Origin of the sequence: Paraburkholderia sp. GAS206C (assembly GCF_050435645.1) — a bacterium.
In the GTDB taxonomy this organism is placed as follows: Bacteria; Pseudomonadota; Gammaproteobacteria; order Burkholderiales; family Burkholderiaceae; genus Paraburkholderia; species Paraburkholderia phenazinium_B.
This window is the reverse complement of sequence record NZ_JBNDKR010000009.1, coordinates 467349-484149: the sequence shown is the minus strand read 5'-3', so window position 1 is coordinate 484149 and position 16801 is coordinate 467349. Positions and strand designations below refer to the sequence as shown.

General features: G+C 63.4%; 10 protein-coding genes. 4 read left to right on the top strand and 6 right to left on the bottom strand.

Annotation, left to right across the window (positions count from 1 at the left end):
• On the top strand, positions 1 to 2127 hold a 2127-nt coding region (locus P3T20_RS26760; protein ID WP_429288316.1), incomplete at its 5' end, for a YadA family autotransporter adhesin.
• A 400-nt stretch (positions 2128 to 2527) separates the two neighbouring features.
• Here the strand turns inward: P3T20_RS26760 and hrpA are convergent.
• Positions 2528 to 6994: an ATP-dependent RNA helicase HrpA gene (gene hrpA / locus P3T20_RS26755; RefSeq protein WP_429288315.1), complete on the bottom strand. Its 4467-nt coding sequence runs from the start codon at positions 6992 to 6994 to the stop codon at positions 2528 to 2530.
• Between the two features lie 23 nt (positions 6995 to 7017).
• Between hrpA and argA the strand changes: the two genes are divergently transcribed.
• The 3 genes from argA to proP all read left to right on the top strand — a co-directional run bounded on the left by argA (position 7018) and on the right by proP (position 10977).
• Entirely contained in the window at positions 7018 to 8406 is a 1389-nt protein-coding gene (gene argA, locus P3T20_RS26750; RefSeq protein WP_074264118.1) for an amino-acid N-acetyltransferase, read from the top strand.
• Positions 8407 to 8484: 78 nt separating this feature from the next.
• A complete protein-coding gene (locus tag P3T20_RS26745; RefSeq protein WP_074264117.1) occupies positions 8485 to 8760 on the top strand; it encodes an oxidative damage protection protein in 276 nt (91 codons plus the stop codon).
• A gap of 711 nt (positions 8761 to 9471) precedes the next feature.
• Positions 9472 to 10977, top strand: a complete 1506-nt coding sequence (gene proP, locus P3T20_RS26740) for a glycine betaine/L-proline transporter ProP (protein WP_429288314.1) — start codon at positions 9472 to 9474, stop codon at positions 10975 to 10977.
• Here proP and P3T20_RS26735 read toward each other — a convergent pair.
• From P3T20_RS26735 to P3T20_RS26715, 5 genes are all read right to left on the bottom strand, one after another.
• The gene (locus tag P3T20_RS26735) at positions 10974 to 11450 is read right to left on the bottom strand and encodes a metallophosphoesterase family protein (RefSeq protein ID WP_429288313.1); all 477 of its coding nucleotides are present in this window, start codon (positions 11448 to 11450) and stop codon (positions 10974 to 10976) included. The genes proP and P3T20_RS26735 overlap by 4 nt on opposite strands.
• A 121-nt stretch (positions 11451 to 11571) precedes the next feature.
• Positions 11572 to 12975 carry an FAD-containing oxidoreductase gene (locus P3T20_RS26730; protein ID WP_429288312.1) on the bottom strand — a complete coding sequence of 468 codons (1404 nt, stop codon included), beginning with the start codon at positions 12973 to 12975 and terminating at the stop codon, positions 11572 to 11574.
• Positions 12976 to 13182: 207 nt separating this feature from the next.
• Positions 13183 to 13377, bottom strand: coding sequence for a hypothetical protein (locus tag P3T20_RS26725; protein WP_074264114.1), 195 nt, complete (start codon positions 13375 to 13377; stop codon positions 13183 to 13185).
• Between the two features lie 288 nt (positions 13378 to 13665).
• Complete coding sequence (locus tag P3T20_RS26720) at positions 13666 to 14280, bottom strand: glutathione S-transferase family protein (protein ID WP_429288311.1); 615 nt, start codon at positions 14278 to 14280, stop codon at positions 13666 to 13668.
• 152 nt (positions 14281 to 14432) lie between these two features.
• Positions 14433 to 16754: a putative bifunctional diguanylate cyclase/phosphodiesterase gene (locus P3T20_RS26715; RefSeq protein WP_429288310.1), complete on the bottom strand. Its 2322-nt coding sequence runs from the start codon at positions 16752 to 16754 to the stop codon at positions 14433 to 14435.
• Between the last annotated feature and the right edge of the window lie 47 nt (positions 16755 to 16801).

The window sequence follows — 16801 nt, the reverse complement described above, 5'->3', positions numbered from 1 at the left end:
TCGGTGGCACTGGGTTCGGGTTCGACGACGACGGCGAACCTGACGGCAGCGGGTTACAACCCGGGCAACAGCACGCTTTCGGGTACGGCTTCGACTGCGAACGGCGAAGTTTCGGTCGGTTCGGCAGGCAAGGAGCGTCGTGTGACGAACGTGGCAGCCGGCTCGGCCGCCACGGACGCAGTGAACGTGAGCCAGTTGCAGTCGGAAGACGCAAAGATCAATGCCGACGGTACGGCAACTGCAGCTGCGCTGGGCGGCGGCGCGAGCTATGACGCAAGCACGGGCAAGATCAAGGCGCCGACGTACGTGGTGCAGAGCGGCACGTTCAGCGACGTGGGCTCGGCACTCACCAAGCTCGACGGCGCGACCACCAAGAACACCGGCGACATCTCGACGCTGAATACGACGGTGAACAACATCACCAACGGCACGGCAGGTCTGGTCCAGCAAGCATCCGCAGGCGCAAACCTGACGGTAGGCAAGACCACCGACGGCGCCGCAGTAGATTTCGCCGGCACAGCAGGTACACGCCAGCTGAAAAGCGTGTCGAACGGCACGGCCGATACAGACGCAGTCAACGTCTCGCAACTCAAGGGCGTGACCACAGCACTGGGCGGCGGCGCAGCAATCGATCCGACCACCGGCGCAGTAATCGCCCCAAGCTACACCGTCACCAACGCAGACGGCACAACCAGCACGGTCAACACCGTCGGCGACGCAGTCAGCAACCTCGATGGCCGCGTAGCGGGCAACACAAAAGACATCGCCACGCTGAACACCAACGTAAGCAACATCACGAACCAGTTGAACAACGGCGAAGTCGGCCTCGTGCAACAAGATGCGTCAACTGGCAACATCACGGTGGCCAAGGGTCTGAACGGCAACACCGTCGACTTCACGAACGCGCAAGGCAGCTCGCGTGTTCTGACCGGTGTGTCGGCAGGTGCGGTCAACGCAACGAGCGTCGACGCGGTCAACGGCTCGCAACTGTTCAACGCAAGCGCCTCAACAGCCAGCGCGATGGGCGGCGGCTCGACCGTCAACCCCGATGGCACGATCACCGCTCCGTCATACGTGGTCAACGGTCAAACCGTGCACAACGCCGGCGACGCGATCTCGAATCTCGACACCGAAGTGACGAACGTTGCTGGCCGCATGGACAGCATCACCAACGAGATCAACAACGGCACCCTCGGCCTGGTGCAGCAGGACAGCGCGACCGGCAACATTACGGTTGCCAGCGCAACCAACGGCCAACTGGTGAACTTCACCGGCACCCAGGGCGCGCGAGTGCTGACCGGTGTGGCCAACGGCGCGGTCAACAGCACGAGCCTCGATGCGGTCAACGGAAGCCAGCTGTACGCGATGCAGGATAACCTCCAGCAACAGATCAGCGGCATCACCACGCAAATGACGAGCATCGATTCTCGCGTCACAGAGATTACCGTGAACAACGCAAGCAACGGCTCGGCGACAGGCGACAACAGCACGGCAACCGGTGCAAACTCGACGGCCTCCGGCAGCGACAGCACCGCAACCGGCGCGAACTCCACCGCCTCCGGCAACAACAGCACCGCCGACGGCGCAGGTTCCATCGCCTCGGGCGACAACAGCACGGCAATGGGTCACCACGCCAAGGCAACGGGCAACAACTCCGTAGCGATCGGCGCCGACTCGGTCGCAGACCGCGATAACACGGTGTCCATGGGCTCAGCAGGTCACGAGCGTCAGATCACCAACGTCGCTGCCGGCACGGAAGATACCGATGCCGTCAACCTCGGCCAGATGAACTCGGCGCTGCACGCTGCCGTCGGCGATCTGCCCGCAGGCATGTCGGCGAAGGACTATACCGACCAGCAAGTGAACGCGGTGCAAGACTCGGTGAATCAGGTCGCGAAGAACGCTTACGCCGGTATCGCCGCAGCAATGGCCATGCCGAACATGACGCCGTCGGGTCCGGGCAAGACGATTGTGGCTGGCGGAGCTGGCGCGTACAAGAACGGCTCGGCACTGGCTGTCGGTGTCACCCACCGTTCGATGAACGGCAAATGGCTCGTGAACGGCGCAGTGTCGGCCACCTCGACGGGTGATGCAGGTGTGCGCGCTCAAGTAGGCTACGAGTTCTAAATGTAGACGTTGGCAGGATGCAGGGAAAACGCCGGCAGTAATAGCGATTCCCCTGCATCGGACTACTAAATTTAAAAGGCGGGTTGCTGAATTTAGCAACCCGCCTTTTTTCATCCTGGAAGGCCAACGTTCGATCCATCGAACATTTTTTTAAGAATTTACTTATACCGACACTTCGCCGTCCCGCCGGACAATGACAACAGTCATCGCAGGTGCCCGGTAATACGAGCAGCGAGTGGATGCAGGTCTGGGCGACCTGCATCTTTTGCGCGACACCGATTCCCAAGGGATCGATGTCGCGCTTTTTTATGCTCACAGCGAGCGGCGCAACAGCACAACGGCGCTCCGTGCGAGCGATTAAAGAATCGCCCCCAGGTCAGGCATCCGCAGCTCAAACCCCTCACCGCTGCATCGACTCCCACACCTTGTACAGCCGCTTCACCGACACCGGCATCGGTGTACGCAACTCCTGCGCAAACAGCGAGATCCGCAACTCCTCCAGCAACCAGCGGAATTCCAGCAATCGCGCGTCCATGACACCACCGCGCTGCGCGAGCGCGCGCTGATAGTTCTGCAGCAGCGGATGAAACTCGGCAAACTGCCGCGCGTCGCGGGCCGGGTCGGCTTTGAGCTTGTCGATACGCAGCACGATCCCCTTCAGATAACGCGGAAAGTGCGCAAGCTGCGCATATGGCGTGTCGATCACGAAGCGTTTGCCGATCAGCGCATCGAGTTGGCCTAGCATGTCCGCATGGGCCGCCGCAAACGGCTTCGCCTGCACCAGCTTCTTGGTAACGCTCGCGTATTCGCTAAGAATTTGCCCCACCAGCCGGGCAATTTCCTGCGCGAGCAGGGTTAGGCGGCTGCGTCCTTCATCGCGTCGCGTATGGAATGCGACATCGTCGGCGGGCAATGGGTCCTGCAGACAGGCGCGATCGAGCGCGGTATCCACCAACTGGTCGCGCAACTCTTCCTGCGTGCCGCGCGGCATGAACTGCATCGCCATCTCACGCAGGCCCGGGAGGTTCTTCTCCAGATACTTGATCGGCTCCTTCAATTGCAGCGCGAACAATCGCCGCAATCCCGCGCGGTGAATTCGCGCGGCTTCGTCCGGCGAATCGAACACCTCGACATCGCAATGCGTCCCGCGATCGACAAGCGCCGGATAACCAAACAGTGTCTGCCCGCCGCGGCGGATTTCCAGCAACTCGGGAAGCTTGCCGAAGTTCCAGGTCGTCAGGTTCTCGTAGAGCGCGGTCGTCGTCGGCGTTTCTGACGAAGCGGTCTGCGGCACCGGTACGCCGCCTGGCCGCGAAGCGCGACCCGCTCCCTTCTCGCGTGACGTTGCACCCGCGACACCCACGCCACCCGCAATACCTGCTGCACCGCCCTGCCCGCGCGCATGACCGCCTTGCCCGAATCCTGGTCCCGCCTCTCGTCCCCGTCCATCACCGCTATCAGCGGCCGCTCCACCTCCCACGCCACTCGCCCCGGCCAGCGCGACACCCGCTGCCCCGGAAGCAATCTTCTGAAAATGCTGCTGCGCCTGACCACCGAGCTCCGCGCGCAGTTGCGCGAGATTGCGTCCCATCGCGAGTTGCCGCCCGTGCTCATCCACGACCTTGAAGTTCATGAACAGATGCGCAGCCAGAGTCTCGAGCTTGAAATCAGACTGCTTCATCGCGACCTGCGTCTGTTCGCGAACATCCGCAATCAGCGACTCCAACAAACCACCCGCTCCGAAACGCGGCCCACCGTTGCGATCCACAAACCCCGCGGCGTATTCGGGCAACGGCACGCAATGCCGCCGCAACTTTTGCGGCAGCGACTTCAGCAGCAGTTGCGTCTTTTCCTTCAGCATGCCGGGCACGAGCCATTCGCAGCGCCGCGCATCCACCTGGTTCAGCGCGTAGAGCGGCACGGCAAGCGTCACGCCATCGCGCGGCGAACCGGGCTCGAAGTGATAGGTCAGCGCCATCTCGACGCCCGACATCGTCATCCGCTTCGGGAACAGGTCCGTCGTCACTCCAGCCGCCTCGTGACGCATCAGATCGTCGCGCGACAGATACAGCAGGCGCAGCTTGTCTTCCGGCTGCCCGCTCTTCTTCACTTCATCGCGATACCAGCGTTCGAATGACGCGCCCGTGTAAATCCCCCGCGGCAACGCCTGATCGTAGAACGCGTAAATCAGTTCATCGTCGACCAGCACATCCTGACGGCGCGATTTGTGTTCGAGCTGCTCGATATCGGCAAGCAGCTTGCGGTTGTGCGCGAAGAACGCGAGCTTGGTATCGAATTCGCCTTCCACCAGCGCGCCGCGGATAAACAATTCACGCGCCCGTGCCGGGTCCTGCTTGCCGAAACTCACCCGCCGCCGGTGATAAATCGGCAGACCGTACAGCACGGCCCGCTCAAAGGCCGACACCTGCGCCGCGCGCTTTTCCCAATGCGGCTCGGAGAGTGATTTCTTCAGCAAATGCGCACCGATCTGCTCGATCCACTCCGGCTCGATCTTCGCGATACAGCGCGCGTAAAGCCGGCTCGTTTCGACCAGTTCCGCAGCCATCACCCAGCGCCCGGCTTTTTTCACGAGCGCCGAACCCGGCCACAGATAAAACTTGATGGTGCGTGCGCCGAGGTAGTAAGGCTCGTCGTCCGCCTTCAAACCGATATTGCCAAGCAGCCCCGTCAACAGCGCAAGGTGGATCTGCTCGAACGTGGCCTCGGCTTCATTGATGCGCCAGCCATGCTCGCGCACCACCGTCAGCAATTGCGAATGAACATCGCGCCATTCGCGCAACCGCAATTGCGACAAGAAATTAGCACGACACTCGTCATGCAACTGGCGGTTCGACTTCTTGTGCGCGATGGCCTCGTCGAACCAGTTCCAGATCTTGAGCCATTGCAGAAACTCAGAACGCTCGTCAGCAAAGCGACGGTGAGCCTGATCGGCCTGCTCCTGCGCCTCGATCGGCCGGTCGCGCGGATCCTGCACCGACAACGCGCTCGCGATGATCAGCACTTCGCGCAGCGCCTGCTGGTCACGCGCAGCGAGAATCATGCGCCCAACGCGCGGATCGAGCGGCAAGCGCGCAAGCTCACGGCCAAGCGGCGTGAGTTCGTTGTCGTCGTCGACCGCGCCAAGCTCGTTCAGCAGTTGATACCCATCGGCAATTGCGCGGCCGGGCGGCGGTTCGATGAACGGGAAGGTTTCGATCGCGGTGAGGTGCAGCGACTTCATCCGCAGAATCACGGACGCCAGCGACGACCGCAAAATCTCCGGATCGGTGAAGCGCACACGAGACTGGAAATCGGTCTCCTCGTACAGGCGGATGCACACGCCATCCGCGACCCGGCCGCAACGACCGGCCCGCTGATTGGCCGCCGCCTGCGAGATCGACTCCACCTGCAACTGCTCGACCTTGTTACGGTACGAGTAGCGCTTCACGCGAGCCAAACCCGTATCGACGACATAGCGAATCCCCGGCACGGTCAACGAAGTTTCCGCGACGTTGGTGGCCAGCACGATGCGCCGCGCGTTCGAGGACCGGAACACGCGCTCCTGCTCCGCCGCCGACAACCGCGCGAACAGCGGCAAAATTTCCGTATGCGGCGGATGATGCTTGCGCAGCGCCTCGGCGGCATCGCGAATCTCGCGCTCACCTGGCAGGAACACCAGCACGTCGCCGGGACCTTCGCGGCACAGTTCATCCACGGCGTCGATGATGGCGTCCATCAGATCGCGATCGGTCTCACGCTGCGTTTTGGGGCGCTCGCGCGACGACGATGACGAAGACGACGAGGAGCCTTCCGCGGACTTCACCGCCGGACTGTCTTCCACCACCGCGCGATAGCGCACCTCGACCGGATAGAGCCGCCCGCTCACCTCGATCACCGGCGCGGGCTTGTCTTCCGTGCCGAAGTGGCGCGCAAAACGATCCGCATCGATGGTGGCCGAGGTGACGATCAGCTTCAGATCCGGCCGCTTCGGCAGAATTTCACGCAAATAACCAAGCAGAAAATCGATGTTCAGGCTGCGCTCGTGCGCTTCGTCAATGATCAGCGTGTCGTAGGCCTTCAACAGCGGATCGGTCTGCGTCTCCGCCAGCAGAATACCGTCCGTCATCAGCTTGACCGAAGCGCCCGGCGAGAGATTGTCGGTAAACCGCACCTTGTAGCCGACCACTTCGCCGAACGGCGTACCAAGCTCCTCGGCAATGCGCCGGCCCGTCGCCGATGCCGCAATCCGGCGCGGCTGCGTATGGCCGATCAGGCCCGAGCCGCCCGCACCGAGTCCGCGTCCGAGCTCGAGACAGATTTTCGGCAACTGCGTGGTCTTACCCGAGCCAGTCTCGCCGCAGACGATCACCACCTGGTTGTTTGCAATCGCCCGCGCGATTTCCTCGCGTCGGCCGGAAACCGGCAGCGCTTCGGGGAAGGTGATAGGCGGAATCGGATTGGGCTCGACTATCCGCGCGGCGCGCGGCGGACGTGGCGCCCGCGGTTCACGCTCGCCATCAGCGCCACGCGTAGGCCCGGCCGTGTTTTGCGCATCCCGAGGCGTATTGCGCCCCCGCTGATCCGGCCCTTGGCCCGCACCCGTTTGACGGCGAGCGTCATCACGCGAGCGTTGCCCTTGAGCCGGCTTCGGTGGCGCTTTCGGGTCAGCGCCGTGCTCGCGACGCGGCTCGCGTGACTGCTGCCCTGCCTGCGGCGACTTTTGCGTCGTCCGCGGTTGCTGCTTCACGCCGCCAGCAGGCCGCGCGCGCGCCCCTCCCTCGCCGTGCGACTCGCGCGATGGGTCTGATCCGGCGCCCTGCGCCGTTTTCTCGTTCGCCGAAGCGGGACTTTTGGGTACATTCGACATGGGGGCGCATTATAATCCCGGGCATGAATTCCCAAACCGACCTCGTCCCCACGCCCGCGAGCGCTCCGGCCACGTCCGGCGCCACGGAATCCGACTCGCAACACGCGCAATTCGTCGACTGGATGCGTTCGGTTGCCCCGTACATTCACGCGTTCCGCAACAAGACGTTCGTCGTCGGGTTCGGCGGCGAAGTGGTGCATCAAGGGCTACTGAACGCGCTGGTGTCGGACATCGCGCTACTGCAAGCCATGGGCATCCAGATCGTGCTCGTCCACGGCTCGCGACCGCAGGTCGAAGAGCAGATGAGCCTGCACGGCGTGGAGTCCGAGTTTTCGCACGGCATGCGCATCACCGACGCGCGCGCGCTCGAATCCGCGAAGGAAGCGGCCGGCGAAGTGCGTCTGGACATCGAGGCGGCGATCAGCCAGGGCTTGCCGAACACGCCGATGGCGCACGCACACATCAGCGTGGTGTCCGGCAACTTCGTGACGGCGCGGCCGGTCGGCATTCTGGACGGGGTGGACTTCGCCCACACGGGCGTGGTGCGCAAGATCGACGCGGATTCGATCCGCCATTCTCTCGCCAGCCGCAAGCTCGTGCTGCTCTCGCCGCTCGGCTTCTCGCCCACCGGCGAGGCGTTCAATCTGGCCATGGAAGATGTGGCCTCGGCGGCCGCCATCGCGCTGCGCGCCGACAAGATCGTGTTCCTGACCGAGACGCCGGGCCTGATGCAGGATGGCGAAGACGGCACCGAACTGATGCGCGAACTGTCGCTCGACGACGCCTACAAGCTGCATGAAAGCGGCGAAGTCACCGGCGACGCCGGCTTCTATCTGAAGCACTGCATCCGCGCCTGCCGTGGCGGCGTGGCGCGGGCGCACATCATCCCCTACGCGCTCGACGGCAGCCTGCTGCTCGAACTGTTCCTGCACGATGGCGTGGGCACGATGATCTCGTACGAGAACCTCGAAAGCCTGCGCGAAGCAACGCCGGACGACGTCGGCGGCATTCTGGCGCTGATCGAGCCGCTCGAATCGGACGGCACGCTTGTGCGGCGCGACCGCCACCAGATCGAACGCGACATCGACCACTTCTCGGTGATCGAGCACGATGGCGTGCTGTTCGGCTGCGCGGCGCTTTATCCCTACACGCAGGAACGCATCGGCGAAATGGCGTGCCTCACAGTCGCACCGGAAGCGCAAGGCACCGGCGACGGCGAGCGGCTTCTGAAGCGCATCGAGCAGCGCGCTCGCGCGCGCGGTCTCACGCGCATTTTCGTGCTGACGACGCGTACCGAACACTGGTTCCTGAAACGCGGCTTTGTGAAGGCAACGGTCGACGACCTGCCGGAAGATCGCCGCCGCCTTTATAACTGGCAGCGCAAGTCGCTCGTGCTGATGAAACAGCTCTGAGCGGCCCCATATAAAGCGACTGCCCAAAAACGCAACAGCGCGCAATAGCGTCCCCACCGATTAAAGGAGAAGCACAGCATGGCTCGTATGGTTCAATGCGCGAAGCTCGGCAAGGAAGCCGAAGGCCTCGATTTCCCGCCGCTGCCGGGCGAACTCGGCAAGCGGATCTACGAAAGCATTTCGAAAGAAGCCTGGCAGGCGTGGCTCAAGCAGCAAACCATGCTGATCAACGAAAACCGCCTGAACATGGCGGATCCGCGTGCGCGCCAGTATCTGATGAAGCAGACCGAGAAGTTCTTCTTCGGCGAAGGCGCCGATCAGGCTACGGGTTACGTGCCGCCATCGCAAAGCTGAGCTGGTCCGATCTGATCTGACCTGTTCGGCGCTCGGAGGGTCGCGAATCGGCCGCCCTCGCTGACACGGTTTGAGGAAAAATCCGCGCCCCGTGCGCGGATTTTTTTCGCCCATTCGACTCGAAACCGGCCACTTATCGGGCCACGATCCGAGCCCGAAACCAGCTGCTTTTAAGCCCCCGTTTCAAATTCTCACACTCGCCCGAATCCCCCGTCCCGCAAGGGATTCGGCGCCCTCGGACACCCTCCCGCCGGCCGTACCGTTTGCACGATCCTCTGTCATCATGCTATTATGTGCGTCGTTCCAACAGTAATTCGCCATCATTCGCATTCAATCTACCGTGCGGCGCCGTGCGCATCGCACTCCGGATTGAGCAGTTTTTATACAAGAAGGCTTGTCGGTCACGTCGCGGGATTTTCGCGGTCATCACCGGCCTTTTTCGTGCCAGGCCTTTCAGCGGCGCCCCGCCGGTTTCGAACCGCGCGAGCGTCCTCATGCATCTGCCCCCCTTCCACGGCCACGCAGATGCAAAACAATCAGCAGCACTAGAGCAGTGCAATTTCGCGACATGCGCGTAAGGGCCATGCGTGGCGCCGGCGTTTCCGCTTTCACGCCCTTGCCCACCCGTCAAGGCCGTCACCGGCGCCCTCGCCCAGCTCGCGAAACTGCACTTTCCCCAGCACCCGTGGCGGAACATTCATGCGCATTTTCATGAGTTTCGTCGCAGTCATTGGAGTTTTCACCTTGACCGCTTCCAGCAACGGCTTCTGGCGACACAAAAACCAGGAACAACGTCTCACCCTCGACGACATCACCGTCGTCGATAAATCCCTTCTCAAACGTGCCGTCGGCGCCATGGCGCTCGGCAACGCCATGGAGTGGTTCGACTTTGGCGTGTATAGCTACATCGCCGTCACGCTCGGCCAGGTGTTCTTCCCGTCGAGCAATCCGTCCGCGCAGTTGATCGCGACCTTCGGCACGTTCGCCGCAGCGTTCCTCGTGCGACCGATCGGCGGCATGGTATTCGGCCCGCTCGGCGACCGCATCGGCCGCCAGCGCGTGCTCGCCATGACGATGATCATGATGGCCGCCGGCACCTTCGCGATCGGTCTGATTCCGAGCTATTCGTCGATCGGCATCTTCGCCCCCGTGTTACTGCTCGTCGCGCGGCTGGTGCAGGGCTTCTCCACCGGCGGCGAATACGGCGGCGCGGCGACCTTCATCGCCGAGTTCTCCACCGACAAGCGCCGTGGCTTCATGGGCAGCTTCCTCGAGTTCGGCACGCTGATCGGCTACGTGCTCGGCGCAGGGACCGTCGCATTGCTCACCGCCACGCTGTCGCATGAAGCGCTGCTGTCATGGGGCTGGCGTGTGCCGTTCCTGATCGCAGGGCCGCTGGGACTGGTGGGTTTGTACATCCGGATGAAGCTCGAAGAAACGCCCGCATTCAAAAAGCAGGCCGCAGCACGCGAAGCGGAAGACAAGGCGCTGCCCAAACAGAGCCTGCGCGACCTGCTCGCCCGCCAATGGAAGGCGCTGTTGCTGTGCGTCGGCCTCGTGCTGATCTTCAACGTGACCGACTACATGGCGCTGTCGTATCTGCCGAGCTATCTGTCCTCGACGCTGCATTTCAACGAAACGCACGGCCTCTTTCTCGTGCTGCTCGTGATGGTGCTGATGATGCCGATGACGCTGTTCGCCGGCCGCCTGTCCGACACGATCGGCCGCAAGCCGGTGATGCTGTTCGGTTGCGTCGGTCTCTTCGCGCTGTCGATTCCCGCCCTGCTGCTGATCCGCATGGGCGCGGTGCTGCCGGTGTTCAGCGGTCTGCTGATTCTCGGTGTGCTGCTGTCGTGCTTCACCGGCGTGATGCCGTCGGCGCTGCCGGCGCTCTTCCCCACCCGCATCCGCTACGGTGCGCTCGCGATCGGCTTCAATATCTCGGTGTCGCTGTTCGGCGGCACGACGCCGCTCGTCGCCGCATGGCTCGTCGACCGCACCGGCAATCTGATGATGCCCGCGTACTACCTGATGGCGGCATCGCTGATCGGGATCGTCTCGGTGCTCGCCTTGCGCGAAACCGCGCGGCGGCCGTTGCTTGGCTCGGGTCCGTGCGTCGGCACGCGTGCTGAAGCGCACGCCGTGCTGCGCGGCGAACGCGCGGCGGAGGAGATGGACGAAGAGAACTTCGCGTCGGGAGCTACGGCGCGAGCCTAAAGCAACGAGTGCCACGTGGCCGTGGCACTCGCGCCCTCCACTACCAGCAGACCCGCCGACACCGGCAGCTTGAAACGTCGCGGCCCGGCACTGCCCGGGTTCACGAACAGCACGCCGTCGCGCTCATCGATCAGCGGTTTGTGTGAATGCCCGGTGACGACGACGCCAATTCCCTCGCTGCGCATATCCCCATCGAGATCGTCGATGTCGTGCACGATCCGGATTTTCACTTGCTGCACGGTGAGCGTAGCGTGCGTCGGCAACGCGCGAGCCCAGTCGCCGATGTCGTTGTTGCCGCGTACTGCCGTGACGGGAGCGACGCGTTCGAGTGCATCGAGAACCGCCTGCTCGCAGATATCACCGGCATGAATGATGGCGTCGCATCCGGCCAGATGCTGCAGGGCTTCCGGACGCACGAGGTTATGCGTGTCGGAGATCAAGCCGATGCGAGTCGGCGTGGAGTACGCAGTCATATAGATGTCAGTCCTTCCCTGGCCGCGGTTTGCAGGCCAGTCTCCGCGGCCCGCGTCTCTGATGCGAGGTAAGCGTCATTCCTCATTCCGGTGACAGGCAAGTCCAATAGTCCGATGCGCATCACTTCACCGGCTTAAGCGGCTTCAGCCCATCGAGCAACGTCGGCACCAGTTCGCTGATGGTCGGATGAATATGCATCGCATATTGCAACGTCGGATACGGCGCGCCGGCCGTCATGATGTCGATGAATGTATGCAACGCTTCATCGCCCTCAATGCCGAGAATCGCCGCGCCGATAATCTGTTTTGTCTGAGCATCCACCAGCACCTTCATGAAGCCGTCGGTCTCACCGCGTTCACGCGCGCGGCCGACCCGCGTCATCGGCATGGTCGCGATCAGGGCATCGCGGCCAGAAGCGCGCACTTCGGTTTCGGAAAGACCGACCCTCGCAAGCGGCGGATCGACAAACACCGCATACGTCATGATGCGGGTATCGGCCGTGCGCGAGCCGCCGTCGAACAGATTGGCCGCGACGATCTGATAGTCGTCATAGGACGTGTGCGTGAACGCGCCGCGGCCGTTGACGTCGCCGATGGCCCACACCCCCGGCACCCTGGTGCGCAATTCACCGTCCACGGGAATCATGCCGTGCCGGTCGGTTTCGAGGCAGGCGGCCGCGAGACCGAGGTCATCGGTATTCGGCCTGCGGCCGGTGGCGAACAGCAGATGCGACGCCTCCACGGCGGCCCCCGAACCCTCGAGGATCACGCGCACGCCGTCGCCGGCAAGCGGCTCGACGCGCTGCGGCTCACCGCCAAAGCGAAACTCGATGCCTTCGCGTGCCAGCACTTTCTGCACGTTGTTTGCAAGGTCAGCGTCCTCGCGAGCCAGCACGCGCTCGCCGCGCACGAGCACGGTCACGCGGCTGCCGAAACGGCGAAACACCTGGGCGAATTCGAGCGCGATATAACTGCCGCCGACAATCACCAGATGCTCCGGCAATTCGGTCAACTCGAGCAGCGTGGAGTTGGTGTAGTAGCGGATTCGATCAATGCCGTCGAGCGGCGGCACCACCGCGCGCGTGCCGGTGTTGATAAATATCTCGTCGGCCTGCAGTTCATCGACGATCTGCCCATCCGACCCACTGATGCTCAAGCTATGCGGCCCGGTAAACCGGGCATGCCCGTTGAACACGGTGACATTCTCCGCGCCGCGCAGCCATTTTTCGACGCCGCTGCGCGATTCGCCGATGATCCGGTCCTTGCGCGCTTTGACTTGCGCCAGATCGACCGTAACCGGTCCCGCGACATGCACGCCATACTCGCCGGCGTGACGCGCCACGTGGGCCGCGCGGGCACTCGCGACGTAACTCTTGGTGGGTGTACATCCGACATTCACACAGGTGCCGCCGAACGCGCCGCGCTCAATCACGGCTGTCTTGCGGCCGCTTTTACCAAGACGCACTGCGAGCGGCGAACCGCCCTGTCCTGTACCGATCACGACTGCGTCGAAATGCTGAGGCATGGCATGTCTCCCGGGGGCTGATAGCAGGCTTGTGCCATCTTACGCCAAGGCTCGTGGGAAACAGTCGCTGAGGTCTTCGAGGTGCCGCAGGAGGCGAACTGCCGTCGGCTAACACCGGGCCGCGTGGGCCGTGACGAAGTGGGGGCGTGAAAACGAAGAAACGAGGTGCTGCGTGTGTAACTGCGCCGCCGGCGCAATAAATTGCGCTCAGCAGTGGCAGTGACCGTGATGCGCGCAGATCAGTTCACGCGAGCGTTGCAACGCCGCGCGGGCACCCTTCGTGGCCATCAGCAGGCCCACCTGGCTCAGGTTGAAATCCTGCGCCACCATCATTTGCATTAACGCCACCATCGGCAGGATCACCGATGGGTGGTACAACTGTCTTTCGATCAAGGCTCGCATATCTGCTCCCACTGCGTCTCGCCGCTTCGGCGCGACGTTACTTTACGTTTCGATGGTGGGATTCTAAGGATCGGCGACCTGTGGATAAAGAGCCGGAAAGCGAAGTCACTTGTTGCGGAAACCGAACAATCTGCGTTACGGCCGGAAAGCGCCGCCAGTGGGGCTTGCAGCCGCTTTCCGACATGCCCGAAGTATGCTGCGCATGCGGGCTATCGGGCCGATAGCCCCACCAGCCTCCACGCGAGTCAAAAGGTTATTCGACCGGCGCGCGCGGATCGCGGCGCCAGTTCATTCCAGCGGCGCGCCGATAAACTCCGGCAACGCTTCCGCGCGTTCGGAGAACGCGGCCAGCGCCGGATAGCGCGCCGCATCCACAGCGCCCGGCAGCATGAACTGCGTGAACCGCCATGCGACTGCCACCGTGATATCCGGCTGCATCATACGGTCCCCCAGCAGCCAGCCTTCATGACCGGCCACGCGCGCCTCGAGCAGACCATATGCGGCGTGCATCTGCTTCTGCACCCGCTCGAGCCACGGCGCGTGCTGCAATGCCTCGGGCCGCAGCTGGCGCTCGTAGACTTCCTGCATGGTCTTTTCGGTGGCAGCGAGCGCGAGCCCGATCACGCTCAGCGCACGCAGCCGCGCGCCGGGCTCCTCCGGCATCAGACGGCACGCGGGAGCGACCTTGTGGTCGATGTGATCGAGGATCAACGTCGAATCGATCAGCATCGTGCCGTCGTCTTCGAAGAGGGTCGGTGCTTTGACAATCGGATTGAGCTGTGCAAACTCGTCGAAGTGACGAAACACCGACACGTGGCGGTGCTCGAAGGGCAAGCCAAGCACGGCCAGCGAAATCGCGACGCGACGCACATATGGGGAGTCCAGCACGCCAATCAATAGCATTCGTCGCCTCTTGGGAACAGATGGAAGGAATGCATGACTTTAGACGAACCGGCAGGTGACAGGTAACCAAGCGAGGTAACCAAGCGGTAATCAGGCAATAACGAACGGCCAACGGATCGCCGCCGCGATGCTACGTGGTCCCCGGCAAGCGCTTATTCCGCCTGCTGCTGTGCGCTCGCCCCACCGGCCAGCCTGCGCGTGTCCGTCAGGCTGCGCGCATAGGCGCCGGCCGCCATCGGCCGGCTGAACAGATAGCCTTGCTGCTTGTCGCAATCGATCGAGCGCAGGAACGACGACTGCGCCGTCGTCTCCACCCCTTCGGCCGTCACGTCCATGCCGAGAGAATGCGCCATCGCCACCACGGCCTGGGTAATCGCAATCGAATCGCGATGGTCCGGCAAGCCCGCGACAAACGAACGGTCGATCTTGAGGTTATGCAACGGGAAACGCTTCAGATACGACAGCGAGGAATAACCGGTGCCGAAGTCGTCGACGGAGATCTTCACGCCCATATTGCTGAGCGCGGTCAGAATCGGCAGCACCGTTTCGCTGTCGTTCATCAGCAGGCGCTCGGTAATCTCCAGCTCCAGCGCATCGGGCCCAAGGCCGCAACGCGCAAGACAGCGTTCGATGCGTTCCGCCAGGCCCTCGCTCACCTGACGCGGCGACAGGTTCACGGCAATCACGAGATCCGGCGCGAGGGTGCGCCGCCATTGCGCCACCTGCTCGCACGCATGTTCGAGCACCCAGTTGCCGATCGCGACAATCAGCCCGGTATCCTCCGCGACGGGGATGAACTCCACCGGCGACACATCGCCCAGTTCGCGGTTGTACCAGCGCAGCAGCGCTTCCGCGCCGACCGTGCGGCCGTTCCGGCTGTCGACGATCGGCTGGTACACGAGACTCAGCTCGCCCGCCGCGAGCGCGCGGCGCAGCAACTGCTCGATCGCAAAGCGCCGTTGCAGGTGCTTGTTCAGATCGGCGGTGAAGAACTGGAAGTTGTTGCGGCCGCGCTGCTTGGCCGAATACATCGCCGAGTCGGCATTGCGCATCAGCGTGGGCACATCCTGGCCGTCTTCGGGGAAGAGACTGATGCCGATCGACGCGCCCAGGTAGTATTCGTTGCCCGCCACCGCGAACGGCACGGCCACCGTTTCAAGTATGCGGCGCGCGAATGCGATCAGCGTCTCGGTGTCCTCATACGAGCTCACGACAATCACGAACTCGTCGCCGCCCACCCGCGCCAGCGTGTCCTGTTCCTTGACGCAGGACGCCAGACGATGCGCGACGCTGCACAACAGCGTGTCGCCCGCTTCGTGGCCCGCGGTGTCGTTGACCTTCTTGAAACCGTCGAGGTCGACGAACAGCACCGCGACGCGCGCCAGCTCGGTGTCCAGCCCCGCCGGCTCGAACAGGTCGCGCATCCGGTCGGCCAGATAGGCGCGGTTGTAGAGCCCCGTGAGCGAATCGCGCGTCGCCAGATATTTGAGTTGCTGCTGGGCCTTGCGCACCGGGCCGATATCGGTGAACGAGATCAGCATCGAACCCAGCTCGCGCTCGCCAGGCTTCACGATGGGCACCACGTTCACCGTGATCCAGATGATTTCGTCGTCCGCGAGCTCCACACCGATCGTCTGGCCGAGCAGCGGTTTGCCGCTTGCCAGCACGCGCACCGTCGGGCGGTCGGTCTGGGCGATCGGCGTGCCGTCCTCATGGAAGCTGCGCCGCATGACAGTCTGGATGTCCTGGCCAATCAGCTCGCTTCCCGCGTGCAGCATGCGCAGCGCGCTAGGGTTGCAGGCGAGCACCACTCCGTCGCGCGTCTGCACGACGATGCCTTCGTTCAGGTGATTGACGACAAGGCGGTGGTGCTCCTCGCTTTGCGCCAGGCGCCGCGCCATCGCGTCCTGATGCACGGCGAGGCCGACGCTGCGGCCGATATCGCGCAGCATGGCCTCCTCGTCGGCAACCGGCCGGCGCGGCGTGCGGTAGTAGACGGCAAACGCGCCCAGCACCTGGCCCGCGTCGTTTTCGAACGGAATCGACCAGCACGAACGCAAGCCATGCGGCAAGGCGAGCTGCTTGAAGTCCACCCACAGCGGATCGGTCTCGATGTCCTCGACCACTACCAGGCGCCGCAGAAACATGGCAGTGCCGCACGAGCCCACCTGCGGACCGATGGCAACCCCGTTCAGCGCCTCGGTGTATTCCTTCGGCAGCGACGGCGCACCGCCGGAACGCGTGTGGATGCCGTCGGCATCGAGCAGCAGGATCGTGCAGGACGCGTCCTCGCCGAGCAAGGCTTCCGCGCGGCGGCACACCTCGTCGAGCAGTTCGGGCAGCGGCGTGTTGCGCGTGATCAGCCGCAATACGCTGCGCTCGGACGCGAGCAGGCGCTCCGCCAGCCCCGTCGAATAGCGGGCGCTGTCAGACTCTGCTCCAACCGTGTCACCTGGTGTCACCTGGCAAGTCATAATCGAGCCCCCTAACCCGACATCGGCAGGATGGGACCGCTAGCGCA

What these genes read in the sequence shown, in the direction of transcription:
- proP (WP_429288314.1), top strand. Translation starts at nt 9,472, where the DNA reads ATGAGTTTCGTCGCAGTCATTGGAGTTTTCACCTTGACCGCTTCCAGC.
- argA (WP_074264118.1), top strand. Translation starts at nt 7,018, where the DNA reads ATGAATTCCCAAACCGACCTCGTCCCCACGCCCGCGAGCGCTCCGGCC.
- P3T20_RS26735 (WP_429288313.1), bottom strand. Translation starts at nt 11,450, where the DNA reads ATGACTGCGTACTCCACGCCGACTCGCATCGGCTTGATCTCCGACACG.
- P3T20_RS26720 (WP_429288311.1), bottom strand. Translation starts at nt 14,280, where the DNA reads ATGCTATTGATTGGCGTGCTGGACTCCCCATATGTGCGTCGCGTCGCG.
- P3T20_RS26745 (WP_074264117.1), top strand. Translation starts at nt 8,485, where the DNA reads ATGGCTCGTATGGTTCAATGCGCGAAGCTCGGCAAGGAAGCCGAAGGC.
- hrpA (WP_429288315.1), bottom strand. Translation starts at nt 6,994, where the DNA reads ATGTCGAATGTACCCAAAAGTCCCGCTTCGGCGAACGAGAAAACGGCG.
- P3T20_RS26730 (WP_429288312.1), bottom strand. Translation starts at nt 12,975, where the DNA reads ATGCCTCAGCATTTCGACGCAGTCGTGATCGGTACAGGACAGGGCGGT.
- P3T20_RS26715 (WP_429288310.1), bottom strand. Translation starts at nt 16,754, where the DNA reads ATGACTTGCCAGGTGACACCAGGTGACACGGTTGGAGCAGAGTCTGAC.
- P3T20_RS26725 (WP_074264114.1), bottom strand. Translation starts at nt 13,377, where the DNA reads ATGCGAGCCTTGATCGAAAGACAGTTGTACCACCCATCGGTGATCCTG.